Here is a 25,556-nt window from a genome sequence, read left to right on the forward strand (position 1 = left end):
GTTCAGTGTCTCAGCGTCAGTGATCGCATCAGTGATTGCGTTCCAACCCTGGCGCTGTCTCCTACCGTTTGCAACTCCCCCGCAAAGCACTATGGCAACCACTCTCTTTCACCTGGCGTTTCCCGTGAGTGATCTGGCCGAAGCCAAAGCCTATTATGCCGATGGGCTGGGCTGCGAGATCGGCCGCGAAAACGCCAGCTCGGTGATTATGAACCTCTACGGACATCAGATTGTAGCGCACCTGGCCCATGAACCGCTGATGCCCCAGCGCGGCGTGTATCCCCGGCATTTTGGCGTAATTTTTATCGACGAGGCCGATTGGGAAGCCCTTTTAGAGCGATCGCAGCGATTGGGACTTCGCTTTTATCAGCCGCCCAAGGAGCGCTTTGTTGGCACGCCGCTAGAACACCGCACATTTTTCCTGGAAGATCCGTTCTATAACCTGATGGAGTTTAAGTTTTATCGCCATGCCAGCGCGATTTTTGGGCAGGCAGCGTTTGCCCAGATTGGAGATACCGCAGGCTGAAGGCAGGCAAGCAGAAGGCAGGCAAACAGTAGTTTAGGCAAACAGTAGTTTAGGCAAACAGTAGTTTAGGCAAACAGTAGTTTAGGCAAACAGAAATTCGGGCAAGCAGGAATTGAGGAAAATCGGTTTACCGCTTGCCTCGTCGAGAGGTGGCATTCAAGAGAATCGCGCCCCTCTCCCGCCTACACCAGTTCCAGCACCTCAAGACTCGCGAATCCCTAACGCGAATCCCTAAATTGCTTCAAGGTGTGTCAGGTTTCCTGATCCCAGCGACCCACAGCGGAAGAAGGAAAATATTACACACTGTTTTGGGACGATTCGCCTTGTGACGGCTGATCGCGGCTGATCACGACAGTTTAGCTGAAGGGCGATCGCCCCAAATTGGCAAGGTTTTCTGGCAGGATTTTCTGGCAGGATCTCCTGGCAAGATTTCACAGCATTGAGGGGCAAAGCGTGAGTAAACAATATCACTGGCTGGATCTGGCGGAGTATGCATCGCTGGTGGGCTTGGGCGTGGGTTCCGTCGCCTCTTTCACTACGTCGCAACTGGTCTACACCTCCGCACCCATTTCGCTGCTGGTATTGCTTAACCTGGCTAACCGCAGCCGATTCGAGCAATCCATGCAAAATCAGGTCGGCGTTGCCATCGACGAAATTGAAAAGCGCCTCTCGATGCATGTGGAGTTGCTGAATCAGCAGATTGGATCGCTGCCCACGCCAGAGATGATGGGCAGTTTGAAAAAGTCCATGCTGGTGAAAAGCCGGGAAGCGTCGGAGTCCTTTGCGGCTGACCTAAAAACCTTGCAGCGAGATCTGCAAATTCGGCTGGATGCGCTGGAAGCGGGCGATCTGGGCAGCGTGCGCGGCGAGGTGCGGCGGCTGCGCGACCAATATAGCCAGCTTTGCGACGACATGGTGCATATCACCGAGCGGCTGCACGACCTGTCGAGTTCCCGCCAGGTGGAGGAGTTGGAGACGGCGATCGCCCAGATTCGCTCTGACACGGCCCATCTGCAAACCAGCCTGCAAGTCTTCAGCGACCAAACGCGCCCTGCCCTCAACACGCTGCAAGAGCAAATCACTCGGCTGAATCGCCAGCTTCAAGCCCTGCCACCGCCCTTCGATGCCAGCACCCTGCGCCAGGATGTGTCGGAACTGATTCGCGTGGTGTCTGATCTGGTTCCCCGGCGCGACTGGACGGCGCTGGTGACCGAGATGCAGTCACTCCATGAACAGCAGGACTCGCAGGCGCGGGCAGAGGAACTGCTGCGGCGCAAGGTGCAAGACCTGACCCAACAACTGCGCGACCAGCCTAGCCGCGAAACGCTGCACTCGCTCCAGCAGCAGGTCAATTCCTTGAGCCAGCAGGTAGAAAACCTGCCGCCGCCCTTTGACCCCACCTCTTTGCGGCGGGAAATTGCCCGGTTGCTGCGAGTGGTGGGCGATCTGGTTCCCCAGCGAGATTTCAGCGGCCTCGTAGGACAGGTCAGCGCCTTGCAGCAGCAGCAGGAATTTCAAATGCAGATCGAGCAGGCGCTGCAAGCGGAACTTCAGATCATCAGCCAGCAGTTGCAAGATTTGATGGCTGAAACTCGTGGGGAGACGGGCGATCGCCCCCCTGCTTTAGCTCCCAGCGCCGACTCGACCGACTCGATCGAAACCGCCGAAGCGCTATTTGAGGCTCAAGTTGAAGCGATGCTGCGGCAAGAGCTACAGCGCATCAGCCAGCAGTTGCGATCGCTCCCCACGGGCGGCACCTTCCAGATGCAGGTCGAGGCAACAGTGCTGGGCGTGCTGCAAGAGCTAAACCAGCACCTCCGCACCTATCCAACGGGGCCGCGCTACGAGTTTGTTCTAGATTTTCGCGGTGGCCCGCCCGCCGAAGTCGAGGCCGCCACAGCCCTTCATCCGGCACTGTATGACGAGTTCACGGCGGCGGCGCTGCTCGATGTGCCTAGCAGTCGTCTGGTGCTGGAGCAAGCGCTAGATACCACGGGCGATCGCCTGCTGGTGACGTTGCCTTGGTCGAGCCAGTGCCCCATCGATCGCCCGATGGTGCGCCGCCTGCATGAGTTTTTGTCCCAGGGTCGGCAGTTGGCAATTGGCTGGTGCTATAGCGCTGACCAGGATTTGCCCCGCTTCCTCAGCGCAATGGTGCAGCGGTGGCACGCCCCGTCTGAGCAAGCCCGTAGCCTGCAAGAAACGCTGCAAAACCTGCTGGAACTCAAGCGGCAGTTTCCCAACCAGTTTCAGTTCAAGATTTTGGGAACGCGGGAGAACTTCCTCGTGTCGGACGACCGCTACGCCGTGCTGGGGCTGGACGAGTCGCTGGTGGACGATCTGGGCATTCCCCGGCTGGAACTCAAACTGCGGACGAGCGACCCCGCCACCGTGCAGCAGTTGACGCAGCGGTTTGAAAACCCAGTGCTGCACCCGACCGATGTGCAATCTCACTGGAACCGGGCCATGACGCGCTATGAATTGGGCGACCCGCAGGGGGCCCTCAGCGACGTAGAGCAAATCTTACGCATCCGCCCAGATCAGGCACTGGCATGGAATCTGCGTGGGCTGTGTCATGACGACTTGGGAGAGCGGCAGCAGGCGATCGCCGACTTTAGCACCGCCCTCCAGCTAGACCGCAACCAAATGGATGCCCACTGCAACCGGGGCTATCTGCGCTCGGAGCAGGGCGACCTGATCGGGGCGATCGCCGACTTTACAAATGCTCTGACGATCCAGCCCAACTGCGCCATGATCTACTTTTTCCGGGGGCTGGCCGCGCAAAAATTGGGCGAAATCAAGTCCGCGTTTCGCGACTATGCCGCCGCCATCCAGCTTGCGCCCGATGTGCCCACGCCCTACTACTACCGGGGGCTGGCTCGTTCCGGCAACCCCGCTGGGGCGATCGCCGATTTGCAGCAAGCCCTAGAACTCTTCGCCCAGCAGGGCAACGAAACCAACGCCCGCAAGGTCTTTAGCCACCTCCAGCGGCTCACCAAAACTCGCAACGGCAACTTGCCCATCTTTGACCCTGATGCAGTGCCCGATGCTGCGCCGATTCCCGTGGCGATCGCCTTTGAGGAGAACTAAAGACGGGCTATTATGATTGATTTTGGATTTGCGATTTTGGATTTGCGATCAGGACTTACGCACTTGCAATAAGCTCTTTGGGTTTTGGACAATTTCTCGCGGGCGCAGCCCGCGAGAAATTGTCCAACTGCGTAAATCCTGTTGCGATTTTGGATCTGCGATTTTGGATTGCTACAAGCGTCTACGAGGCTTCTGGCACTCTCGTTCGCAAGATGGGTTGATTGTGCTGCACGGCGCACCCCAAGAGCCAACCTCCAAAATACCGTCAAAACAAACCCTAGTCCTCACATTCCCATAATCTCGTAGCCCGCGTCCACGTACAGCACTTGACCCGTGATGCCCGTAGACAGGTCGCTACACAAAAACGCCGCCGCGTTGCCCACTTCGGTCTGAGTCACGGTGCGGCGCAGGGGGGCGACCTCTTCAACATGGTGAATCATGTCCAAAATGCCGCCGACAGCGGAGGAAGCCAGCGTCCGAATCGGCCCGGCGGAGATGGCATTGACTCGAATGTTTTGCGGGCCCAGTTCCGCCGCCAGATACCTCACGTTCATCTCTAGCGCTGCCTTGGCAATGCCCATGACGTTATAGTTTGGCACGACGCGCACACCGCCCAGATAGGTCAGCGTCACCACCGAGCCGCCCTCGGTCATCAGCGGCTTGGCGGCGCGGCAAAGCTGCACCAGCGAGTAGGCGCTCACGTCCAGCGCTAGGTTAAAGCCCTCACGGGAAACATCGCTGAAGTTGCCGCTGAGGTCATCGCGATTGGCAAAGGCGAGACAGTGGATCAGCACGTCCAGCCGCCCCCACTTTTCGCGCACGGTGGCAAACGCCGCCTCGACTTGCTCATCATTTTGCACATCGCAGGGCACAAACAGGCTGGGTTGGAGCGGCTCAACCAATTCCGCCACTTTCTTCTCTAGCTTGCCTTTGTCGTCGGGCAGGTAGGTGATGCCCAGGTTTGCCCCGGCTTTGTGGAGCTGTTGGGCGATGCCCCAGGCAATTGAGCGATTGTTGGCAATGCCTGTGACGAGCGCATTTTTTCCGGTGAGGTCAAGCATGGGTAACGGCATCCAAATTTCGAGGGCAATTCACAAAATACTCAAAAACGGGGCAGGACGGATAGGGGAGAGTGGGATAGGGAGGAAGGGAAGAGATGGGGGTGAAAGATGAGGGCGAGACGGGAAAATTTTTTCCTAAATTGTATCTCTTAGATACAATTGCGATATGCTGTCTGGAACGCAGGATTGAGGGCGATCGCCCAGTTTCCAGAACAGAGTCTGGGTTCTCTCATCCGGGTCTACCGATAGAGCAAACGCAGAAATTGGTATCAAAACGATCATTCTTCTTATGGAAGCGTGTTTTTAGATACAAAAAGCGGCCCCAAACTTAGTTTAAGTGTTCTAAGACTGCATTTATCCCGGTTTTTCGCCTCTTGGGCAAAATCTGGGTCTTGCTTTCATCTTTTGTTTCAGTTCGGACTTACGCAGTTGGACGATGTCTCGCGGGCACAGCCCGCGAGACATCGTCCAAAACACAGGAAACTTATCGCAAGTGCGTAGATCCTGTCAGTCATGTCTCGGTCATATTTCGGTCATATTCGCTCCCTGAGGGCGCTGGGAATCGGACGGTATGGTTGCCTCACATGAAAAGCCTTTAGCAGATGTGTTTCGCCAATTGAGCGGCGGTGCGTTTCCGCCGATGGTAGAAACCTTTGACCGGGGAAAGACCATTTTCTTTCCGGGCGATCCGGCTGAGCGGGTTTATTTCTTGCTCAAGGGCGCGGTGAAGCTGTCGCGAGTCTATGAGGCGGGCGAAGAAATCACCGTGGCGCTGCTAAGAGAGAATAGCGTGTTTGGCGTGCTGTCGCTGATTACGGGGCAAAAGGCAGACCGATTCTATCATTCCGTGGCGTTTACCCCGGTGGAGTTGCTGTCGGTGCCGATTGAGCAAGTCGAAAAGGCGCTGAAGGAAAATCCCGACCTGTCAATGCTGATGCTGAAGGGGCTGTCGTCGCGGATTCTGCAAACCGAAATGATGATTGAAACATTGGCCCACCGAGATATGGGGTCGCGTTTGGTCAGCTTTTTGCTGATTTTGTGCCGCGATTTTGGTGTCCCCACGTCTGAAGGCATCACCATCGACCTGAAACTGTCTCATCAGGCGATCGCCGAAGCAATTGGCTCGACCCGCGTGACGGTGACGCGACTGCTGGGCGATCTGCGCCAGGATCGGATGATCTCCATTCATAAGAAAAAGATCACGGTCTACAACCCCGTAGCGCTGAGCCAGCAGTTTACATAAAAAGCACGAATCAGGGGGCTGAGCTAAGGGAAACTGCTTCGCTCTGGGGTGCTTGGGAAACAGGTAGCAGGGGCGATAGCTAACCTAGTGGGGCGACTATCTATCTGGGCTGAGCCTGTCGGAGCATTTTTACGGTGTTGCGGTATCCGGGCAACTGCGAGCTACGCCGTTCAACGGCACAATTGCAGTATGGTGTAGCTGAGTGTGAGTTTTATCGGCGATGACCACCGGGCTGGTCTTGATTGCGGCAATTTTGGTGCTGGGGGCTGTGGTGGCCACGGTGGGCGATCGCCTTGGGATGAAGGTGGGCAAGGCTCGTCTCAGTTTGTTTGGCCTGCGTCCCCGCCAAACTGCCACGCTGATCACCGTGATGACGGGGATTCTCATCTCGGCAATGACCTTTGGCATTTTGTTTGCCGTAGATGACCAGTTGCGGACGGGGGTGTTTGAGCTAGAAGACGTGCAGCAGGAGCGAGACGCAGCGCTAGCAGAACTAAACCAAGCGCAGCAGCAAACCGCCGAAGTGCAGCGACAGCGCGATCGCGCTGAACGAGAACAACAAGCCGCCCAGCGCCGTCTGCGCCGCACCAACGAGTCCTTGCAAGCGGCGATCGCCCAGGAAACCCGCACCCGTGAGGAATTGCAAAGCACCCAGTCGCAGCTCAGCAGCGTCGCTGCCAACTATCAGCAGGCGCAGACTTTGCTAACAGACGTGTCTCAGCAGGCCACCCAGCTTCGCGCCGAGATTCAGCAGCTCCAGGCTGATCGCCAGCGCCAGCTTGCCCAGCGCGACCGAGATGTAGCCGAGCGCGATCGCCAGATTGCCGAACGCACCGCCCAAATCCGCGAAAAAGAATTGCAGTTGGATGACCTAGAAGCCCAGCGTAGCGCTCTGCTGGCAGAAGTGCAAACCCTGGAGCGCGAATTTCAAGGGCTGCGCCAGGGCAGTGTGGCAGTGTTGAGAAACCAGCCGATGGCCTCCGGTGTGGTGCGCGTGATTACCCCAGAGGCTGCTCCCAGCGCTGTCAATCGCCTCCTACTAGAGGCCAACCGCTTCGCCAGCCAGCGCATTCAACCGGGCACGGTGAATGTAGACAAGCAGGTGATTCAAATTACCAATGCCCAAGTAGAGCAATTGATCAATCAAATCCAGGACGGCAAAGATTATGTCGTGCGGATTTTGTCGGCAGGCAATTACATCATTGGCGAACCCTGCGTCTTGGCGGGCGAGGCTTGCATCCAGGTTTATGTCAACGCTGCGCCCAATCAGGTGGTGTTTCGAGAGGGCGATCTGGTGGTCACGATTGCGCTCGATCCCACCCGGATGCGAGATGAAGAATTGGTGGAGCGTGTCAATCTCCTGATTGCTAACGCTCAGTTTCGCTCGCGACAGGCTGGGGTGCTGGGCGATGTGCTGCAAATTGCGGACGGACAGACCGAGGCTGTGGTTAGGTTATTGCAAGATATTCGAGCCTACGGTCGCCCGGTAGAACTCCATGCGATCGCCTCTGAAACCATCTTCACCGCTGGGCCTGTCCGGCTCGACCTGGCCGCCGTACAAAATGGGCGGGTTCTGTTCAGTACGGACAGCAGAGTCAACACCACACCGCCCCCGCAGCGATCGCCCTTCGCGCCAACGAACTAAACCGCCCTGCTGCCGTTTGCCTTTCACCCCTGCCGTTTGCCCATGTCCTATTCCACTTCTGCACCTGAAGCCCTGGGGCAGCCCGTCATTCTGGGGTTCGATCCGGGTCGGCAAAAGTGTGGGCTAGCCGTGATGGGGGTCGATCGCAACCTGTTTATGCATCAAGTCGTCGCAGCAGAGCGGGCGATCGCCACAATTCAGGCGCTCCGCCAGCAATACCCGATTTCGCTGCTGGTCATGGGCGATCAAACCAGTGCCCGCCAGTGGAAACAATCGCTGAGCGAAGCCCTTATCGACCCAATCCGCGTGGTCATGGTTGATGAACGCTACTCGACGCTGGAAGCCCGCAATCGCTACTGGCAAATGTATCCACCCAAGGGACTCCAGCGCCTGTTGCCCCAGGGAATGCGAACGCCGCCACGCCCCATCGACGATATTGTGGCAATCTTGCTGATTGAGCGCTACCTCGATCGCCTGTCTGAGCCAGTTTAGACGCGGCCGGGCCAGGCAGCCTACGTACTGACCATGAAGATTTGCTGAGGCTATCGGCATAACATCCCTTGGCAAGCATATTATGCAGAACAAGATCCAGATAAACACCTCTATGAGGGTCATCATCACTACTTAATTCAGCATAACTGCCGAATTCGGGTAGATAGCCCGGCAGATTTCTGTATAAGACTCCGATCTGGTTAGTTATGCGGATAATATTCTGTATAACTGCTCCGAGAGGAGGTGATATGCCAGAAGTGTTGAATCTTGATAGTAAAACTTTACAAAAAGCACTCTCAAGAGGCGGATTATTGAGGATGGAAGCAATAAGTAGGTCATTACAGGCAGAATCATAGACCTTTTGTACTGGATTCAGCTATGAACTTGCCCTGCTAACATTGCGTTCAACACTTCTGGTGATATGCAACTTTGTTTTTGGCTAACTACTCTGCTACGGGGTGTTAGGCGGAATTTAGGAAGGAAAGTCAGTATAAGCAGTAGTTATCTCGCTTTAGTCCTGGGTTGGGGCAGTGCTTTAAGCCACTCATCCAAAGTGAAGACTCTCTACGATCGCCCCTGTCCCTTCCGCTAGAACGTTCGCCTTAGCGTGTCTGCCAGGACAATCGCCCCTATCACCTTACTCATCACACCCATTCCACCCTACAAAGAGCTTGATTTGGCGGCATTTTAGGCAGCGACTATAATTGAGCGCAGTCGTTTGCGCCTTCATGCCTTTCTATGACCCAGCAACCCACCTACGGCCCCCACAACCCCCACCCCCTCTCCCAAATGCGCACGGAACTGGTGTGGGAGGGCAAGTATGACGAGTATGGCCATCGGCGGGAGGTGGATATTGCCGGGTGTGCGATGCCGATGCAGAAGATTGAGAGTATTGATGAACCGCGACGGGCAGCGGCGGCGACGGGGCAGTTGGAGCTATTTGAACAGCAGAATCCCCGTGTGGATGACTTTAGGAATCGGCTGATTTGGGGCGATAACAAGCTGGTGATGGCTTCGCTGATGCGGTCGTTTAAGGGCAAGGTGGATCTGATTTATATTGATCCACCGTTTGATGTGGGCGCAGATTTTTCGATGCAGGTGCAGATTGGAGATGAGAAAGATTCTGTTCAAAAGGAACAGTCAACCTTAGAAATGGTTGCCTATCGAGACATTTGGGGTAAGGGATCAGATTCCTACCTGCAAATGATTTACGAACGTCTAGCTTTAATCAAAGAGTTACTGTCTGATAATGGCAGTGTTTTGGTGCATTTAGATGATTCAGTAGCTAGCCACGTCAAGATAATTCTTGATGAACTTTTTGATTCAGAAAATTTTCGTTCTCAGATTATCTGGCAGCGCGTCACAAGCCACAGTGATAGAAAAGGATTCGCGTTTAACTATGATGTAATTTTTCACTATACAAAGTCCCAAAACTTTGTCTGGAATCCTCAGTATCAAGCCTACGATGAAAACTATCTAAAATCTCACTACCGAAGTGTAGATCAGGATGGTAGGCGTTATGAGTTAGCAGATATAAGTGCTGCTGGTGCTGGAGAACCGCGCTTTTTTTTCGGAAAGTTGATTGCTCCACCTCCAGGAACCCACTGGCGTTGGTCACAGGAAAGAATTGACAAATTAATTGCAGAAAATAGAATTGAACTTACAAAAAATGGTACTCCTCGTTACAAGCGATATTTAGATGAAATGCCTGGGAAAGCTGTGCAAGCAATCTGGACAGATATTCCACCTGTCAATTCTCAGGCTCATCAGGATACAGGTTATGACACTCAAAAACCAGAAGGCCTCTTAGAAAGAATCATCCAAGCCTCTTCCAACGAAGGCGATCTGGTTGCCGATTTCTTTTGTGTCCGGCAAGGTACGCGGGTGTGGCGGGTGAATAGCCCCCCTAGCCCCCCGCGCACGGGGGGGAATGACTTCAACTCCCTCCCCGCACGCGGGGAGGGCCGGGGAGGGGCTAATTCCCCTGCTGCGTGGCAGGAGGGCTGGGGTACGCAAATGGAGCAGTTTAGCCCCCCTGGCCCCCCGCACACGGGGGGGGATGACTTCAACTCCCTCCCCGCACGCGGGGAGGGCTGGGGAGAGGCCAACACCGCTCTCGTTCCCATCGAGACCATCCAACCCGGAGACCTCGTACTCGCCCATGACGGCAAAGCCCATCGTGTGCTTCGCACCATTCATCACCCCTATCAGGGTCAAATGATTGGCTTGCAGCATTCCCGTTCAGACAAAACCCTCTGGCTCACCGCCGATCACAAAGTTCTCGCTAAAACAGCCCCCCGTACCCTGGGCGGCAACTGTGACTGGTCAGGCATTCCCAGACATATGCGCGGGCGCAGTCGTGAATTGCGGCAAAACATGACCCCGCCAGAGCGCAAACTGTGGAGTGCCTTACGGAACAAGCAGCTAGGGATTTCCTTTCGCCGTCAACACCCGATCGGTTCCTACATTGCCGATTTTTACTCCCGTGAAGCACACCTTGTTGTCGAAGTGGATGGTGCAATTGCCCACAGCAGTCCAGAGGCGATCGCCCATGATGCCAACCGCGATGCTTACTTGCGATCGCTGGGATTACGGACAATGCGTATCCCTGCTAAGGAAGTCATGACCAACCTGGAGGGAGTCGCAGCCTGGATTCAAACGATTAGTGCCGAACAATTTAGCCCCCAAGGGGCTGAGTGGATTGCGGCAAGCGATCTCAAAGCGGGTGATATCGTCTTTTGGGGTTCTACGCTAGAGGGCGTGCATTTGACCAGCGTAGAAACCGTCTCCAGCGAAGAAGAAGTTTATGATCTAGAAGTGGAAGCAGTCCATTCTTATCTCACAGAGGTTTGCGCCATCCATAACTGTGGCAGTGGCACCACCGGCGCGGTGGCGGAGCGGTTGGGGCGCAGGTGGTTGCTGTGTGATTTGGGGCGGTTTGCCATCCATACCTCGCGCAAGCGGCTGATTGAGCTTCAGCGCAAGCTGCACAGTGAGGGCAAACCCTATCGCGCCTTTGATGTCTATAACCTGGGGCGCTACGAGCGGCAGTGGTGGCAAAAAGACCGCTTGCAGGGGGCGGATGAAGAACATCGGCGGGTGATTTTGGAGTTCTTCAAAGCCGAGGTGCTGACCAATCCGCCGTCACCGCTGCTGCATGGGCGCAAAGCGGGGGCCTTTTGCCATGTGGATGGCATCGACTCGATATTTACCCGCGAAGAAGCGAAACAGGTGGCGCAGGCCGTGGCCGCAGCGGGCGGGCGGGAGTGTTACTGCCTTGCCTGGGAGTTTGAGATGGATTTGCATCTGCTGGTGAATGCCTTGACGCAGGAGTTGGGCGTAAAGCTGAAGCTGGTGCAGATTCCCCGCGAGATTATGGAGAAGAATCGCAAGTCGCCGCCGCCGTTTTTGGAAGTGGCTGTCCTCGCCGCCGAACCCGTCTACCGTAAAGCAACGACTGAAGTCGTTACTACAAACAAAAAGGCTCGTAATGAGGACTTTAGTCCTCAAACCCACACGGTAGACATCAAACTCACCCAGTTCCTCCCCTCCTTGGCGGAAGTGCCCACCAAAGAACTGGAAGCCATCAAAGAACGGGCGATCAAAAGCGGCTTTGACTTTATTGATTTTTGGGCGATCGATTTCAACTGGCATCCCGGCAAACCCTTCACCCACGACTGGCAAGACTATCGCACCCGCAAAGATCGTTCCCTCAAAACCATCAGCGATGCGGGCTACACCTACCCCGCGCCCGGTAAATACACTGCCTGCGTCAAAGTCGTCGATACCTTCGGCTGCGATACCTCGATTACTGTGGAAGTGGAAGTTTAGGAGGTCAGACCATGCACCAAGTTGATATTACTGATGCTCAGACTCAAATCACTCAACTTCTGGAATCTGCTCTGCAAGGCGAAGAAGTGGTTATCACTCGTAATAACCAGCCGATTCTGAAGTTGATTCAGATTCTACCCGTTACCAAACGACGACAACGCGGTAGTGCAAAAGGTCAAATTTGGATAGCTCCAGACTTTGATGCACCCCTCGAAGATTTTAAGGAGTACATGGAATGAAAATACTCCTGGATACGCATACCTTTCTTTGGTTCATTAACGATAGTCCCGAACTGAGTAGCTCCGCCGCTGATCTGCTGGAATCTGATGTTGATTTGCTCCTCAGTACAGCTAGCCTCTGGGAAATCGCTATCAAAGTCAGCCTGAATAAATTGACGTTACCCGATGATTATGAGCGGTTTATCCCTCAGCAGATCACCCTTAACAACATTGAGATTCTGACTATTACCTTTGAACACTTGACGGTTGTATCAAGGCTACCTTTCCATCATCGTGATCCCTTCGATCGCTTACTGATTGCTCAATCCATGTCTGAAAAGCTTCAAATTGTTAGTGCTGATACAAAGCTTGATAGTTATGAGGTCGATCGGAAATGGTAATCCTCGAATTGGTTCACGAATAAACTCAAAGAAAGGAGAAACCCTATGGCAGAGCGAGTAAAGGTTTGGTTTGACCCAGAGGCTGACTTTCTAGAAGTCACCTTTTCTGAAGCTCCCGGTTATCTGCGGGAAACCGAAAACGATGCCGTTATGGAGCGTGTCGATTTAGAGGGCAACCTGCTTGGCTTCTCCATTCTGGCGGTTAGTCAGCTTGCCAAATCAAAACCATTGATGGCTGAGTTGCTTTCAGGAAAAGGAAATGCAGCTTGAGGATTATGTTGAGATGCCTTTTGTTGTAATGCTCAGCCTCACCCCCTATGAAGGAGACAACACTGATGATGACACCCCTTGAACTCAATCGCCTTGGCTATCGAGCATTACTAGATGCCTTCGGTTTTGATGGCATGATCCGTTTCTTGCGGCAGTTTGAACCAGGGCAAGGAGACTACACGGCTGAACGTCAGCAACGCCTACAAAACATTTCGTTAGACGATATTTTTGCTGAGATCGAACATCACAAACCATCTTGAACTGGCTGCTGCCTTACCCATGACCTCCTCCTCCTCTACCCTCAATCCCACCGTTCTCGAACCCCTATTTGCCCCCTGGCAAGAACCCAACGCCCATCGCGTTCGGGCAGAAAAATCTGGCGACCCCGCCGTGGTAAAACAGGGACGCAGAGCATCCCCGATTGAGGTGGTCAATAACCTGCGGGCAGCGGTGCGGGAGTGGCGAGAAGCTTTCTACATCGGAGCCAGCGACACCACGATTCAATTGCTCAACCACTGGTTTAACCGCGCCCACCGCAAAACTACCCCAGACGGTGAAGAATTTGAGTTTCGTTACTACTTCTGTCAGCGAGAAGCGGCAGAAACCCTGATTTACCTCAAGGAAGTGCGGCGGATCGAATGCCTATCCCAAATCATTGCCGAATTTGGTGGCGCGAATGCCGAATTACAGGCATTGGGCATCACTGAAGACGAAGATGCCTGGAGCCGCTACGCCTTCAAACTGGCAACGGGGGCAGGCAAAACTAAGGTCATGAGCCTGTGTATTGTCTGGAGTTACTTTCACGCCCTGCGAGAATCCGACTCGGAGATGGCACGGCATTTTGTTGTCATTGCCCCGAACCTGACGGTCTACGAACGGCTCAAAGAAGACTTTGGCAATGGGCGCATCTTCGACGAAGACCCCCTGATTCCCCCTGAATGGCGCGGCGATTGGAACCTCTCTGTGGTGCTACAGGACGAAGCCAGTGGTGCCGCTACGGGTGGGACGCTCTATCTCACCAATATTCATCGTCTCTACGACACGGCCAAACGCAAAAAGAAAGCCGAGGAAGATACCTATGCCTGGATGGGGCCAGCCGTCTCAAAAACCAAAGCGCTGGATACAGGAGCAGCATTGCGGGATCGGATCACGGCCCATCGTCGGGTCATGGTGCTGAACGACGAAGCCCACCATGTCTGGGATCCCGGCTCGGCCTGGAACGAAGCCATCCGCACCCTGCACGAAACCATCCTGGCTCGCAGCAGTTGCAACCTGGTAGCCCAACTGGATTTTTCCGCCACCCCCAAAGACAACAAAGGGCTACTGTTCAAGCACATCGTCTGCGATACACCCTTGGGTGAAGCGGTGGATGCCGGAATTGTCAAAACTCCCATTATCGGACAAGCCAACCGCAAGTTAGTCGAACAAGCCGACGACAACGCCGCCTACCGCTGGGAACAGCATTTGCTCCTGGGTTACGAACGCTGGAAAGCCAGCCAAGCAGAATGGCAAGCCAGCGGCAAAAAGCCTTTACTGTTCATCATGTGCGATGACACCGAAGCGGCGGATCAAATTACCCAACGCTTCAACACCGACCCGTTATTTGAGCAACTCAACGGCAAAACCATCAACCTGCACACCAACCTGAAGGGCAAGCTCAAAAAAGTGGGACGAGGCAAGGATGCCCGCTATGAATTTGTCGAAGACGAAAAAGCCATCAGCGACGATGACCTGAAGGCACTGCGAAAACTCAGCCGCGAACTGGATAGCAACGCCAGTCCCTATTTCTGCATTGTTTCCGTGCTAATGCTACGGGAAGGTTGGGATGTGCGAAACGTGACCACGATCGTGCCTTTGCGTCCCTACAGCTCTAAAGCCAATATTTTGCCCGAACAAACCCTGGGTCGAGGCTTGCGTCGCATGACTCCCCCCGGACAAGCCAATGAACTGGTGACAGTAGTGGAACATCCCGCCTTTGCCAGCCTCTATCAGCAAGAACTTGCTCAAGAAGGCTTGCCGCTGGAAATTGTGGAACTCGATCGCGTTCCTGCCACAACGATTTCCATCTTCCCCGATGAAGCCCACAAAGATGTCAATGCGCTGAATATCCAGATTCCTTCCCTTTCCGCTGGCTTTCGCATTGTGCCCAAACTGGAAGGCTTGACGATTCAGGATGTGAAAAAAGCGTTTAAGCCCTACCGTCCTTTACCGTTGGGCAAACAGGGCAACAACGAAATTCAGTACGAAGGACGACACCTGTTTACGGGCGAAGTGGTTGAGAAACTGCAACTTAATCTACCGCTGTTGGCATCGGGAGTTGGTGCCGTCTCCTACTACGTCAAGCAACTGGAAACCATTTGCAAATTACGGGGATTGCATCCCATTCTGGCTCCTCTGATTCAGACCTTTCTCGAAGAAATCCTGTTTGAGCAGAAAACCACCCTATTCGATCCAGCTCTGGTGGCTCGGTTAGCTGACTCCGATGTAGGTGAACACTTGCGGGCGGTGTTTGTGCCCTTGATCCGTAGCCGCACCACCACTACCGAAGAACGGTTAATGGTTGAACCACCCAAATCCCTCAATGCCTGGAAACCCTATCAGGTAACCCTGAGTGAACGCCGTCCCGCCCTGGAAGCGGCAAAAACCCTGTTCAACCTGGTTACCTGTAATCGTGAGTTAGAAGTAGCAGTGGCGAAGTTTTGCGATCGTGCCCCTGATGTGGCTGCCTTTGCCAAAAACGCTGGATCACAATGTCTGCGAGTTGACTATCTGGCAAATGGCGATCGCCTTGCCTTCTATACCCCCGATTTCTTCATTCGTACTCTCGATGGTCACTACTACCTGGTCGAAACCAAAGGGCGAGAAGATCGGGATGTACCCTTGAAAGCCAAAGCAGCGATCGCTTGGTGTGAGGCTGCTTCGAGTGAAACAACTCAATGGCACTACCTCTACATTCCCCAAGGCGTGTTTGAGCGCATGGCAGGCGATACCATTGCTGAATTGGCTCGTGCCTGTGCCCCTGCCCTGCAAAACCTGCTCCAATCTGAGGAATTCCAGGACTTGCCTCTGTTTGTAAATTTGGGGCAGGTGGATGAAGAAGCTTCTGAGGTCGATAGCCTGATTGATCCAGCGATTCTCAATGCTCTGCCTTCTCGCTATCGCCGTGCCGCCGATCAATCTGTCATGCTCTACCGCTTCTTCGAGAACAAAGAGGGGATGAATTATGCCCCTGTTTTCACCGCTCTGTTGGGTTCGATCGATGAAGTGGCGAAAGGCTTTCTGGTACGGCGACTGCAACCAGAAATGCCCGTCACCGTAGAAGACCAAAAAGCCTGGTTTGCTCCCTATCTGGGCGGTGTAGACCGTAAATCTGAAGACTATTACCGCAAACTGGCACAAAATCTGAAACGAACGCTGGTGTTTAATAACGGGCTGTCACTGATTGGCTTACTGCGATCGTGTTTAGACTATGCTCTCAACGACACAACAAAAATTGGTGGTGTGTTTGAAGCCTTACAAACTCAGTTGCGATTTCAGGGTGGGCGTAAGTTTTTGGAAACTGTCACCCGCATCAACGACTTTCGGAACACCTACATTGCCCACCAGGAACAAGAATTAACCGATAAGAACTTAGCTGAGCAAGAACTCAAAATCTGGATTGAGGCATTGCATATGATTGGAAAGTAAGCAAGATGTAGTTGCCAAGCGAGATAACATAGGCCCTGAGGGAGACGGAGTCAATAGATAGCCGTGAAGAAACATTGAGTCAATGGATACACAAAATCTAAACGCAGCAGATTATAAGTCAGCCTCATGCTGACTGCATCACATTCATCGCCACATTCCCAAAAGCGTTCCGTTCGTTGAATTGTTACGTGTGTTTTAGCGTAACTTGAACCCTAGAATTACCGCACTCACCTCCTGCACTCGTCATCCCCTCAAGCGGACTTTGGACTAGCATCGCCGCTAGCGGCGACCTCTTCCGCTGGAGCGCCGCCAGATAGCGGTCTTCGTCATAGGGCACTCGGTCTTGCCAGCAGCGCCAGAGAATCCGTCCCCACTTATACGCCAGAGCGCGAATCGCTTTGGGATGACTTTTGCCGGATCGCCGCTGCTGCTGATAGAACGCATTGGCCCACGATGAGTGCCGCCGCGACTGGTCAGCCCACTCTACAAAGGACTGCCGCAAGAACTTTGGACAACTCCAGCGCCAATGCGTCCAACGTTTCTTGCCACTCTCCTCTTTGACGGGTGCAATGCCGATATAGCTCATAAACGCCTGGGCGCTGCCGAAGCGACTGCGGTCATCGCCAAACGCAATCAGTAGCCGGGGCGCAAGATGGGGTCCTGCTCCGGGTAAAGCATCGAAAAACGCCGCATCTGGCAAAGACTGAAACAATTGCTCAATCGTTTGATTTAACTCATCGAGTCGATGCAACAGCGCCTTGAGCTGAATCACCAGCGTTTGCACCAGCCATTGCATCGGTTCAACAATCCCTGGGTCTTCTGTCAGGGGTATGCCAGCGGTTTGGATTTGGTGAATGCGCCGCTCAATGGCGCTCCGGCGGATGACTCGATGAGACTGGAAGAACAGAGTCAATTCCTCAGCCGAAACCGCTTGGGCAGAGTGGAGGTCAGGGTATTGAGTGATAAAGTCACAAAACACTTGAGTATCTTTATCCTCAAACCACTCCAGCACTTGAGGATAAAAGTTCTTCAAAGCAGCGGTCATACGATTGGTCAGTCGTACCTTCTCTCCCACCAGCATGCGGCGGGATTCACTCCACTGCCGCAACGCTCGCAGTTCACAAGATGCGGCTTGCCACGGGGGGATCTTGTCTGGGTGCTTGAGCAGCAGCTCAATCAAAATCTGGGCATCTACGGGGTCTGATTTTGCTCGTGAGGGCTGAAAGGCTCGTCGATAGTTAGAAACCGTGCGCGGATTGATGGGAAACAGCACTAGGTTGTCGTACTGGCACAGCGCGTAAATCAGGGGTCCTCGCTTTTGCTCCAGGCAGATGGCAATTGGGCTGTTGCCGTATCGCTGTTGCAAGGTCGCAACCCAGTTGGCAATCTCTTGCGGTTGAGCGCCAATCACGCTGTATTCTCGCTGTGCGCTCTCGGGGTCATACAGACAGATGTCGTGTTTGCGATCTGACCAGTCAATGCCGATGTAGGCGACAAAGGTTCTTTCCATCAGCTAAGTTGGGGATAGTTTGTTGTCTGGAACTGGGCTGCCTGCTTCTGAGCGAAGAGATTATGGAAGGTGTCTGTCACCACTCCCTGAGAATTCGTTGAAGGAAGCTGGTCAAGGTTGAGGCGATGCAATATGTTAGTAGACATCGAGATGTCTGACGTTGGATGGTCGTCCTCAATCCCTAGCCCAGTTCCTTTTCCTATTACCATTTCTCTGGCTCTTAGTGAGCTGTATGAGAGGAGCGAAGCGATATGTTAGTAGACATCTGACTGTTGCTCAATGCATGGTCGTCTCCTCTCTGTTGCGGTTCTGTCTCCCCATAAATCGTTGGGCGGACACTAGGAATAGCAGGAACTGACGGATGCTGAAATCACACCAAACCGCACTATTTCCCGAGATGGACCTGCCTCACTTTAGTGAGGGTGCGTCGGGAACCTTCGCCGACAACGCGAGACTGCCCGTGCATCGGTGGTTCCGGTACAGCGCCGGGTTCAGCGGAGCGTGGGCCGCGGACGTGATTAGGCGGGAGGGCAAAGAACGAGACGTTCGGGTATTCGATCCGTTCGCAGGCAGCGGTACCACGCTCATCGCCGCCGAGCAATGCGGCGCGGAATGTTGGGGAATCGACCCCCATCCATTTGTGGCTCGCGTCGCTCAAGGCAAGCTGGCCTATCGAACATCTCCCGACGTGTTCGTAGATCGCGCGAAGCGCGTGCTTGCAAGCGCACGACGGCGGACGCCCGCGCTTGACTCGTATGCGCCGCTCATCCGCAAATGTTACACGGACGACGCCCTCGCTCAGCTAGATTGCCTCCGGCGTGCAGTCGAGGCCCAAGCGGACGACTCGGAGGCTTCTCTGCTCGTGTGGCTTGCGCTCGCCGCGATCCTCCGCCCAACTTCGCACGTCGGGACTGCGAACTGGCAGTACCTCCTTCCGAGCCGTCGAAAGGCGCGCGTTCAAGAGCCCTTCGCAGCCTTTGACGACATGACGAGCACGATGCTCCAGGACATGCGCGCGACCAACGGCCTCGATACGCCGCGGGCAAAGTTCACTGTGGACGATGCTCGCTCGTGCGAGAGCGTCCCAGCGGACACATTCAACCTCGTCGTCACATCGCCGCCGTACCCGAACAACTACGACTACGCCGATGCGACCCGCCTGGAACTGACCTTCTTCGGCGAGATCAAGGGCTGGGGCGACTTGCAGGACAACATACGCCAGCACCTTCTCCGATCCTGCACGCAGCACGTTCCCGATCACGCGGTGGACCTTCCGGCCATACTCTCACGTGCCGACTTGGACCCGATCCGTGACGAGCTCACTTCCGTGTGCAAGGAACTTGGAGAGGTTCGACTTACTCGCGGAGGCAAGAAGACCTACCACAACCTGGTCGCATGTTACTTCCTCGACCTGGCTGAAGTTTGGCACGCCCTGCGGCGCGTGTGCAGCTCCCCGTCCAGGGTGTGCTTCGTAATCGGTGACTCGGCTCCCTACGGTGTCTACGTCCCCGTGATCGAATGGCTTGGAAAACTGGCCCTTTCCGCGGGCTTCAAGAGCTTCCACTTCGAAAAGACCCGCGACCGCAATACCAAGTGGAAGAACCGAAAACATCGCGTCCCGCTCTGCGAAGGCCGCCTGTGGGTTGAGGGGTAGCTCGCATGGCACAATCACCTGCACATAGGCTTGGGCAGATCATCGGTGAGGAGTTGGAGCGGGCGATTCACAAACCGCTGCAAGAAATCGCCGAAGAGTTTGGACTCTATCTCGACTACAAACACCCACGCCCGGCACGTGGCGGCAAGAGAAAGGTCGCTTGGACGGACTCGCGTGGGAACGTGCACGACCTCGACTATGTGCTGGAGGAGGGCGGAAGCGAGGAATCCCTTGGGCGCCCGCGCGCCTTCATCGAGTCGGCGTGGCGCCGATACACAAAGCACTCTCGGAATAAGGCGCAGGAGATCCAAGGTGCTATCGCGCCTTTGTCCGAGACCTATCACGATTGCCACCCGTTCCTCGGCGCCGTGTTGGCGGGCGTCTTTACCGACGGCTCGCTCGCGCAGTTCCGCTCGCACAAGTTCAATCTCGTCTACTGCCAGTACGACACCATCGTCCAGGCGTTCGCGAGCGAGGGCGTGGATGTGGCCACCGACGAGAGAACGAGCGAAGGCGATTTGCAGCGGAAGGTAGATGCTCTCGACCGACTCACTGAAGCCCAGCGCGAACGGATCGCCGAAGAAATCCGAAGGCTTCACGCAGACCAATTCGATCAATTCTTCTACGAGCTGAGGACTTGTCTGAACCGCATGATCGAGCACGTTTTCGTCCTAACCCTTTCGGGTCTGTCGCGACAGCTCGCTTCAATTGAGGATGCAGTTCGTTTCGTTGAGGAGCACGACGAAGCGGCTCCGGCAAGCGAGTTCGTTCGCTACGAGTTAAACATCAGGTACACGAACGGGGACGAGATTAGAGGCAGCTTCCGAGAGAAAGCTAAGGCAATCGATTTTCTTCGGTCATTCGCACGGAGCGTCTGATGGAATCACCGCACAGCCGCCCAACAACCGGTTGCAGCGTTGCAGCGTTGCAGGGGCCAGGCTTCAAATTTCTGCCCGAATGGTAAATGAATAGTCGCCGCCCAGTTCTAGCTGATAGTCACTGCGCTCCAAAAAGCGCTCCAGAGGGTCTTTGATCAGCGCCCGCCCCAGCGACGGCTGCACAATCAGTTGCCCCTGCCGAAAGCACCACTGGAACTGCCACTCGTAGGCATTCGCCCGCACTTCGCCTTCAATTTTGCCCTGCTGCCAGGATTGATGGGTAATCCGAACGTAGGCGGTGGTTTCAGGAAGGCGCTTGCTCATCGAAGAAGGAAGGGGTCAAATGCTTTCCACTATAGGCACGGGGTCGGCGCAAGTTCAAGGGCGATCGCCATCAACCTCAAAAAACATTTAGGACTTACGCAGTTGGACAATTTCTCGCGGGCGCAGCCCGCGAGAAATTGTCCAAAATCCAGAAAGCTTATTGCAAGTGCGTAAGTCCTGACATTCTCAGAAAACACTGACAACCCCAATCCACACAAAAATCGCCCCACAGACCTTACGCACTTGCGATATGCGTCTAGGTTTTGGACGATTTCTAGCAGGCTGCACTCAGAAGAAATCGCCCAACTGTATCAGTCCCATACCCCAAAAGAATGCTGCACAAACCCATCACATAGGGTTTATGCAGCAGTTTTAGTGAATTCGCGTCGTCAACATCTAACGCAAGAGACAAAAGACTTAACGAACGATGAAAAGGGCGGGCATGAACGGGCGATCGCCCCTTACACCACAAAATCGCAGGAGCTAAGCTGGCTCACGGCGATTCCTTCCAAAACCGCCAGCGTATTGAAGAACTTACCTGCTTGCTTGCCATTCCTATCAATTTGAACCAGCGTATTTCCCTCACGTTCGATCAACCGCACAAACGTGTTGAGCCGCTGATAGTTGCTGCGTCCTGCAACCTGGAAAGGAGCGCGGGCAAAGATGCGCCGCAGGTCAATCACGTCAACCCCTGGCTGATAGTTTTGGATCAAATCCGTTCCGTGATTAACCCGGCGATAAACAAACATATCGCGGTCTAGACCGCCGATGAGCGTGTCATTTCCTGCACCGCCAACAATCGTGTTCTTGCCGCCGCCGCCATTGATCACGTCGTCGCCTCGTCCGCCCACCAGAAAATCTCGCCGTGGGCCACCCGTCAGGCTGTCATTACCCTGTTGACCGCGGAGGATGTTCTGCCGCTGACGCACCTGCAATACATCATTCCCCCCACCACCAAACATCTCAAAACCGCCACCGGGTCTGTAGTCTGCCCGGTTAAACTTGCGGGCCCTTGCAGGGGAACCTGCGGCTGCGGCTCGCCAACTGCGAGGACGGCCAGGCTGTGTAGACACCAGTTCTACCGTCAGCGTGTTGGGCCCACCTGTCAACGTCAGCGGCTGCAAGCGACGCTGCCCTCTGAGGGTGAGGAAAGGGACAGGCGTGCCGTTTCGGCATCTCAGCGGAATCGCCGCAAGACCCGTTTGACCATCCCCCACAATCATATCACCAGGAAGCGTCCCTGGACCGCCGGGGCCGGTACCACCGCCGCCACCGCCAGGGCCGCCGGGGTCAGTACCACCGCCGCCACCGCCAGGGCCGCCGGGGTCAGTACCACCGCCGCCACCGCCAGGGCCGCCGGGGTCAGTACCACCGCCGCCACCGCCAGGGCCACCAGGATCGATGATGGGGCCGCCGCCACCGCCGCCACCGCCAATCAAACTACTATCCAGACCTTGTTTGAAATCTAGGAAGTTTTCTGCGGGGGTATTGTCTACGAAGGTGTAATCAACCTGCTGGCCGGAGACCAACGAGTTGTAGAAGTTTGCGAGAAATGTGGGGTCTTGAGTGAAAAACCAGCCTGTGTCTAGCTCTTCATTGGCAAAACCAAAATTGGGGCGGTTAGAGCTAACTGGATTTCCCAGACCGTCTGTGGTGATGGTTTCAACATCGCTCCAGTTGCCGATGTCGAAACCGTTGAGGAGGAGTCGGTTTTGGTTAAAGTCAAAGTCTGAGGGCGCGTTATCCCCGTCGAACAGGGTAACGCGCACTGCAACCCGACTTAGCCCGCCGCCGAGCGTATTGATAAAGGTGGGGGTTAGCCCAGTCTGGGTGCCGATGAGTTGCTGGCTAGTGGTAACTGTACCTTCGTACAGATCAGACGCAGCAAGCTGTGCAACAAGGCGCTGACCATTGGCACCAACAAGGTCGAGAACGATACCACCGATGATGGTGACACCGCTGGGCAGAGCACCGCCTGCGGGAGAAACATTAGGATCGATTGCCATGAAATTTTAAACCCTGGTAACAAAAAACAAACGTCAATAGAGCATGACTCAAATGCTGAGGTCAATCGCTGAGATCAATCACTGAAGTCAATCTCAGAGGGAACGATGTCTGTTTCGTTTGACCCTGGGGTTACGACACCAGACATTGGGGAGACAGCAAACTTGGCATGAGCGCAGTTTTCGCGAACTCGCTCTAGTTTTCTCATGCTGCTTTTCGATCGTGAATCGCCAGTAGATTGCCTGATTTTTTGAAAACGCGAAACTGAAAATGCGAGAGAGGAGCGCCTAATCCTCTGTTTTTTCGCGGCCTGCGTCTATCACAGGCTCTTGAAACAACTCAAACAGTTTATATTGCCAGTACCCGGTCATAATAGAGCTATATCCGTATATTCTAGGAGACTTTGTTCTTTTTTCTTTACATTTCAGTTTGATTTCGGTATGAGTTGCTAGTTTTTACAGAGGTATCCCAACTAGAACATCTCTACTCCAGGAAGTTTAGAGAAGGGCTGCAATGCCCGATTTGCGAGCGCTCTCTGTGGATGCAGGTAGAAATTCTTCGAGCGACTCTGAATGCTTGACAGGCTTGATAGGTTAGGAAAGTCTGAAGGGATTAGCCTACTCAGCCATTTGTCAACCGTAATTTGCCTGATGTGTGGATCTGGAACTGGGGGGCGATCGCCCTTAGAATACTCTTCCGAAAGTCTCCAACGTTTTTCCTTTTGCGGCTGTAAGCCTGGGGCGATCGCCTCTATCGCCACGTCGTTGCTTCCTGCCCCCGGTTTCTGGTTCATTGGAGTCAGGACTAACGCACTTGCGACAAGCTCCTTGGATTTTGGACAATTTCTTGCGGGCGCAGTCTGCAAGAAATTGTCCAACTGCGTCAGTCCCAGGATTATTCGGGATATTCGGAATATTGATTTGGCTAGATTTGCTTTGGATTCTCGGTCTGGCTATCGGCGACTGCTGCCCTATCTCAAACCCCACTGGGGAACTGTGGTGCGGGCGTTTTGCTGCACGCTAATTTTTACGGCGGCGTGGCCGCTGCTGGCATGGCTGGCGGGGCGGCTGCTGAGCTTTTTGGTGGCGGGGGACGTGCGATCGCTGGCGCAAATGGCGGGCATCGTAGCGGGCGTGTTTTTGGTGCAAAAGATTGCTCAGTACGGGCAGGATGCGCTGATGGCCAAGGCTGCTTTGGCGATCGCCCTCGACCTCCGCACCCGCACCTACGCCCACCTGCAAACCCTCAGCCTTGGATATTTTGAGCGGGCCCAGACGGGCGACCTGTCCTATCGCCTCACGGAAGACATCGACCGCATCGGCGAAGTGGTCAACAAAGTGTTTCACGACTTTACGCCCTGCGTCCTGCAACTGGTTTTCGTGTTCGGCTACATGGTGTATCTCAACTGGCAGTTGACCCTGGCCAGCCTAGTGATGGTGCCGCTGATGGGGCTGCTGATTAGCTGGTTTGGCGATCGCATGTTGAAGATTTCGCGCCGCAGCCAGTCCCTCGTCTCCGACCTATCTTCCCTGCTCACGGAAGTGTTTAGCGGCATCCGCCTGGTGCGGGCCTTTGCCGCCGAAGATTATGAAATTCGCCGCTTTGCCCGCGAAGCCGAGCGCAACCGTCGGGCAAAATACGCCGCCGCCTGGCTCAAGGCAGTGCAATATCCCGTGGTGGGCTTTATGTACGCCGTCAGCGTGCTGCTGCTGCTGCTGCTGGGGGGCTGGCAAATTTCGCGGGGCAACCTGACGGGCGCACAGTTTGGCAGCTACGTCTTTGCAGTGGCGATGCTGGTAGACCCGATCGCCCACCTCACTGACAACTACAACGAGTTCAAACAGGGGCAAGCCTCGGTCGATCGCATTTTTGAACTGCTGGACGTGGAACCTGCTGTCTACGAAGCCCCAAACGCCCTCGTGCTGCCGCCCGTCACAGGCAAAGTGGAATACCGCAACGTCAGCTTTGCCTATCCCCAGCCAGGGGTTGGGAACCAGGATTCTGCTCCCGCTCCATCACCCGTCCTCCACCAACTCAGCCTGCTGGCCTTCCCTGGCGAGGCGATCGCCCTGGTCGGCCCCTCCGGCGCAGGCAAAACGACGCTGGTGAACCTGCTGCCGCGCTTTTATGACCCGCAGCAGGGGCAAATCTTAATCGACGGCGTGGATATCCGCACCGTAACGCTGTACAGCCTGCGGCGGCAGATCGGCATCGTTCCCCAGGAAACGGTGCTGTTTTCCGGCACGATCGCCCAAAACATCGCCTTTGGCCAGACCGATTACGAGCGGCAAGCAGTGGTCGAAGCTGCAAAAATCGCCAACGCCCACGCCTTTATCTCCCAATGTCCCGATGGCTATGACTCGTGGGTGGGTGAGCGCGGTGTAAACCTGTCGGGCGGACAGCGCCAGCGAATTGCGATCGCCCGAGCCGTGCTGCTCAACCCGCGCATTCTGATCCTGGACGAAGCCACCTCTGCCCTCGATTCCGAATCCGAAGCACTGGTACAGGAAGCGCTGGAGCGGCTGATGCAGGGGCGCACTGTGTTCATCATTGCCCATCGGCTGGCCACCGTCCGCCGCGCCGATCGCATCCTTGTGTTAGAACAGGGGCGCTTGGTGGAATCCGGCACGCATACAGAACTCTTGGCGCAAGACGGACGCTATGCCCAGTTCTATGCCCAGCAGTTTGCATAGCGTGCGTCGCAGTTTGCATAATCAGCTTC

At 54.9% G+C, this 25,556-nt stretch carries 18 protein-coding genes and 1 pseudogene; 15 read left to right on the top strand and 4 right to left on the bottom strand.

Annotation, left to right across the window (positions count from 1 at the left end; translation table 11 throughout):
- The first annotated feature begins 91 nt into the window (after positions 1-91).
- Positions 92-526, top strand: coding sequence for a VOC family protein (locus JTM80_RS07075; RefSeq protein WP_172353246.1), 435 nt, complete (start codon positions 92-94; stop codon positions 524-526).
- Between the two features lie 453 nt (positions 527-979).
- Positions 980-3,616, top strand: coding sequence for a tetratricopeptide repeat protein (locus JTM80_RS07080; RefSeq protein WP_172353243.1), 2,637 nt, complete (start codon positions 980-982; stop codon positions 3,614-3,616).
- Between the two features lie 284 nt (positions 3,617-3,900).
- Here JTM80_RS07080 and fabI read toward each other — a convergent pair whose 3' ends face one another.
- The gene (fabI, locus tag JTM80_RS07085) at positions 3,901-4,677 is read right to left on the bottom strand and encodes an enoyl-ACP reductase FabI (protein ID WP_172353242.1); all 777 of its coding nucleotides are present in this window, start codon (positions 4,675-4,677) and stop codon (positions 3,901-3,903) included.
- A 571-nt stretch (positions 4,678-5,248) separates the two neighbouring features.
- Between fabI and ntcA the strand changes: the two genes are divergently transcribed.
- From ntcA to JTM80_RS07130, 10 genes and pseudogenes are all read left to right on the top strand, one after another.
- The gene (ntcA, locus tag JTM80_RS07090; protein WP_172353241.1) at positions 5,249-5,920 is read left to right on the top strand and encodes a global nitrogen regulator NtcA; all 672 of its coding nucleotides are present in this window, start codon (positions 5,249-5,251) and stop codon (positions 5,918-5,920) included.
- Between the two features lie 220 nt (positions 5,921-6,140).
- Positions 6,141-7,565, top strand: a complete 1,425-nt coding sequence (locus JTM80_RS07095; RefSeq protein ID WP_172353240.1) for a DUF3084 domain-containing protein — start codon at positions 6,141-6,143, stop codon at positions 7,563-7,565.
- A gap of 42 nt (positions 7,566-7,607) precedes the next feature.
- Complete coding sequence (locus JTM80_RS07100) at positions 7,608-8,057, top strand: pre-16S rRNA-processing nuclease YqgF (RefSeq protein WP_172353239.1); 450 nt, start codon at positions 7,608-7,610, stop codon at positions 8,055-8,057.
- Positions 8,058-9,149: 1,092 nt separating this feature from the next.
- Positions 9,150-9,863: pseudogene (locus JTM80_RS22645) on the top strand (DNA methyltransferase); the annotation flags it as partial.
- 210 nt (positions 9,864-10,073) lie between these two features.
- Positions 10,074-11,888 (top strand): DUF559 domain-containing protein, encoded by a 1,815-nt coding sequence (locus JTM80_RS22650; protein ID WP_225906841.1) that lies wholly within the window; start codon positions 10,074-10,076, stop codon positions 11,886-11,888.
- 11 nt (positions 11,889-11,899) lie between these two features.
- Positions 11,900-12,127 (top strand): type II toxin-antitoxin system Phd/YefM family antitoxin, encoded by a 228-nt coding sequence (locus JTM80_RS07110; RefSeq protein ID WP_172353238.1) that lies wholly within the window; start codon positions 11,900-11,902, stop codon positions 12,125-12,127.
- Positions 12,124-12,507, top strand: a complete 384-nt coding sequence (locus JTM80_RS07115) for a type II toxin-antitoxin system VapC family toxin (RefSeq protein WP_172353237.1) — start codon at positions 12,124-12,126, stop codon at positions 12,505-12,507. The genes JTM80_RS07110 and JTM80_RS07115 overlap by 4 nt, the downstream gene beginning before the upstream one ends.
- 45 nt (positions 12,508-12,552) lie before the next feature.
- Entirely contained in the window at positions 12,553-12,777 is a 225-nt protein-coding gene (locus JTM80_RS07120) for a DUF2283 domain-containing protein (protein ID WP_205370854.1), read from the top strand.
- Between the two features lie 65 nt (positions 12,778-12,842).
- Positions 12,843-13,037, top strand: a complete 195-nt coding sequence (locus JTM80_RS07125) for a hypothetical protein (protein WP_225906786.1) — start codon at positions 12,843-12,845, stop codon at positions 13,035-13,037.
- A 19-nt stretch (positions 13,038-13,056) separates the two neighbouring features.
- The gene (locus JTM80_RS07130) at positions 13,057-16,464 is read left to right on the top strand and encodes a DEAD/DEAH box helicase (protein WP_205370855.1); all 3,408 of its coding nucleotides are present in this window, start codon (positions 13,057-13,059) and stop codon (positions 16,462-16,464) included.
- A gap of 184 nt (positions 16,465-16,648) precedes the next feature.
- On the opposite strand, the gene JTM80_RS07135 is transcribed toward JTM80_RS07130, so the two are convergent.
- Positions 16,649-17,974 carry an IS110 family transposase gene (locus JTM80_RS07135; protein ID WP_225906787.1) on the bottom strand — a complete coding sequence of 442 codons (1,326 nt, stop codon included), beginning with the start codon at positions 17,972-17,974 and terminating at the stop codon, positions 16,649-16,651.
- Between the two features lie 361 nt (positions 17,975-18,335).
- Here JTM80_RS07135 and JTM80_RS07140 point away from each other — a divergent pair, with 361 nt between their 5' ends.
- Together JTM80_RS07140 and JTM80_RS07145 are read left to right on the top strand one after the other, a co-directional pair.
- The gene (locus JTM80_RS07140; protein ID WP_205370856.1) at positions 18,336-19,628 is read left to right on the top strand and encodes a DNA methyltransferase; all 1,293 of its coding nucleotides are present in this window, start codon (positions 18,336-18,338) and stop codon (positions 19,626-19,628) included.
- A gap of 5 nt (positions 19,629-19,633) precedes the next feature.
- Positions 19,634-20,506: a hypothetical protein gene (locus JTM80_RS07145; protein ID WP_205370857.1), complete on the top strand. Its 873-nt coding sequence runs from the start codon at positions 19,634-19,636 to the stop codon at positions 20,504-20,506.
- Between the two features lie 63 nt (positions 20,507-20,569).
- Here JTM80_RS07145 and JTM80_RS07150 read toward each other — a convergent pair whose 3' ends face one another.
- Together JTM80_RS07150 and JTM80_RS07155 are read right to left on the bottom strand one after the other, a co-directional pair.
- A complete protein-coding gene (locus JTM80_RS07150; RefSeq protein ID WP_068508581.1) occupies positions 20,570-20,830 on the bottom strand; it encodes a DUF3146 family protein in 261 nt (86 codons plus the stop codon).
- Positions 20,831-21,291: 461 nt separating this feature from the next.
- Positions 21,292-22,836, bottom strand: coding sequence for a hypothetical protein (locus JTM80_RS07155; RefSeq protein WP_205370859.1), 1,545 nt, complete (start codon positions 22,834-22,836; stop codon positions 21,292-21,294).
- A gap of 933 nt (positions 22,837-23,769) precedes the next feature.
- On the opposite strand from JTM80_RS07155, the gene JTM80_RS07160 reads away from it, so the two are divergent.
- Positions 23,770-25,527 carry an ABC transporter ATP-binding protein gene (locus JTM80_RS07160; protein WP_225906788.1) on the top strand — a complete coding sequence of 586 codons (1,758 nt, stop codon included), beginning with the start codon at positions 23,770-23,772 and terminating at the stop codon, positions 25,525-25,527.
- Positions 25,528-25,556: the final 29 nt, after the last annotated feature.

The organism is Thermoleptolyngbya sp. PKUAC-SCTB121 (genome assembly GCF_016919485.1).
GTDB classification, from domain to species: Bacteria; Cyanobacteriota; Cyanobacteriia; order Elainellales; family Elainellaceae; genus Thermoleptolyngbya; species Thermoleptolyngbya sichuanensis.

Bases quoted from the DNA above. Each gene is read 5' to 3' on its own strand.
- JTM80_RS07135 (WP_225906787.1), bottom strand. From the start codon at position 17,974: ATGGAAAGAACCTTTGTCGCCTACATCGGCATTGACTGGTCAGATCGC.
- JTM80_RS07125 (WP_225906786.1), top strand. From the start codon at position 12,843: ATGATGACACCCCTTGAACTCAATCGCCTTGGCTATCGAGCATTACTA.
- JTM80_RS07140 (WP_205370856.1), top strand. From the start codon at position 18,336: ATGCTGAAATCACACCAAACCGCACTATTTCCCGAGATGGACCTGCCT.
- fabI (WP_172353242.1), bottom strand. From the start codon at position 4,677: ATGCTTGACCTCACCGGAAAAAATGCGCTCGTCACAGGCATTGCCAAC.
- JTM80_RS07095 (WP_172353240.1), top strand. From the start codon at position 6,141: ATGACCACCGGGCTGGTCTTGATTGCGGCAATTTTGGTGCTGGGGGCT.
- JTM80_RS07120 (WP_205370854.1), top strand. From the start codon at position 12,553: ATGGCAGAGCGAGTAAAGGTTTGGTTTGACCCAGAGGCTGACTTTCTA.
- JTM80_RS07130 (WP_205370855.1), top strand. From the start codon at position 13,057: ATGACCTCCTCCTCCTCTACCCTCAATCCCACCGTTCTCGAACCCCTA.
- JTM80_RS07075 (WP_172353246.1), top strand. From the start codon at position 92: ATGGCAACCACTCTCTTTCACCTGGCGTTTCCCGTGAGTGATCTGGCC.
- JTM80_RS22650 (WP_225906841.1), top strand. From the start codon at position 10,074: ATGGAGCAGTTTAGCCCCCCTGGCCCCCCGCACACGGGGGGGGATGAC.
- JTM80_RS07145 (WP_205370857.1), top strand. From the start codon at position 19,634: ATGGCACAATCACCTGCACATAGGCTTGGGCAGATCATCGGTGAGGAG.
- JTM80_RS07110 (WP_172353238.1), top strand. From the start codon at position 11,900: ATGCACCAAGTTGATATTACTGATGCTCAGACTCAAATCACTCAACTT.
- ntcA (WP_172353241.1), top strand. From the start codon at position 5,249: ATGGTTGCCTCACATGAAAAGCCTTTAGCAGATGTGTTTCGCCAATTG.
- JTM80_RS07155 (WP_205370859.1), bottom strand. From the start codon at position 22,836: ATGGCAATCGATCCTAATGTTTCTCCCGCAGGCGGTGCTCTGCCCAGC.
- JTM80_RS07150 (WP_068508581.1), bottom strand. From the start codon at position 20,830: ATGAGCAAGCGCCTTCCTGAAACCACCGCCTACGTTCGGATTACCCAT.
- JTM80_RS07100 (WP_172353239.1), top strand. From the start codon at position 7,608: ATGTCCTATTCCACTTCTGCACCTGAAGCCCTGGGGCAGCCCGTCATT.
- JTM80_RS07115 (WP_172353237.1), top strand. From the start codon at position 12,124: ATGAAAATACTCCTGGATACGCATACCTTTCTTTGGTTCATTAACGAT.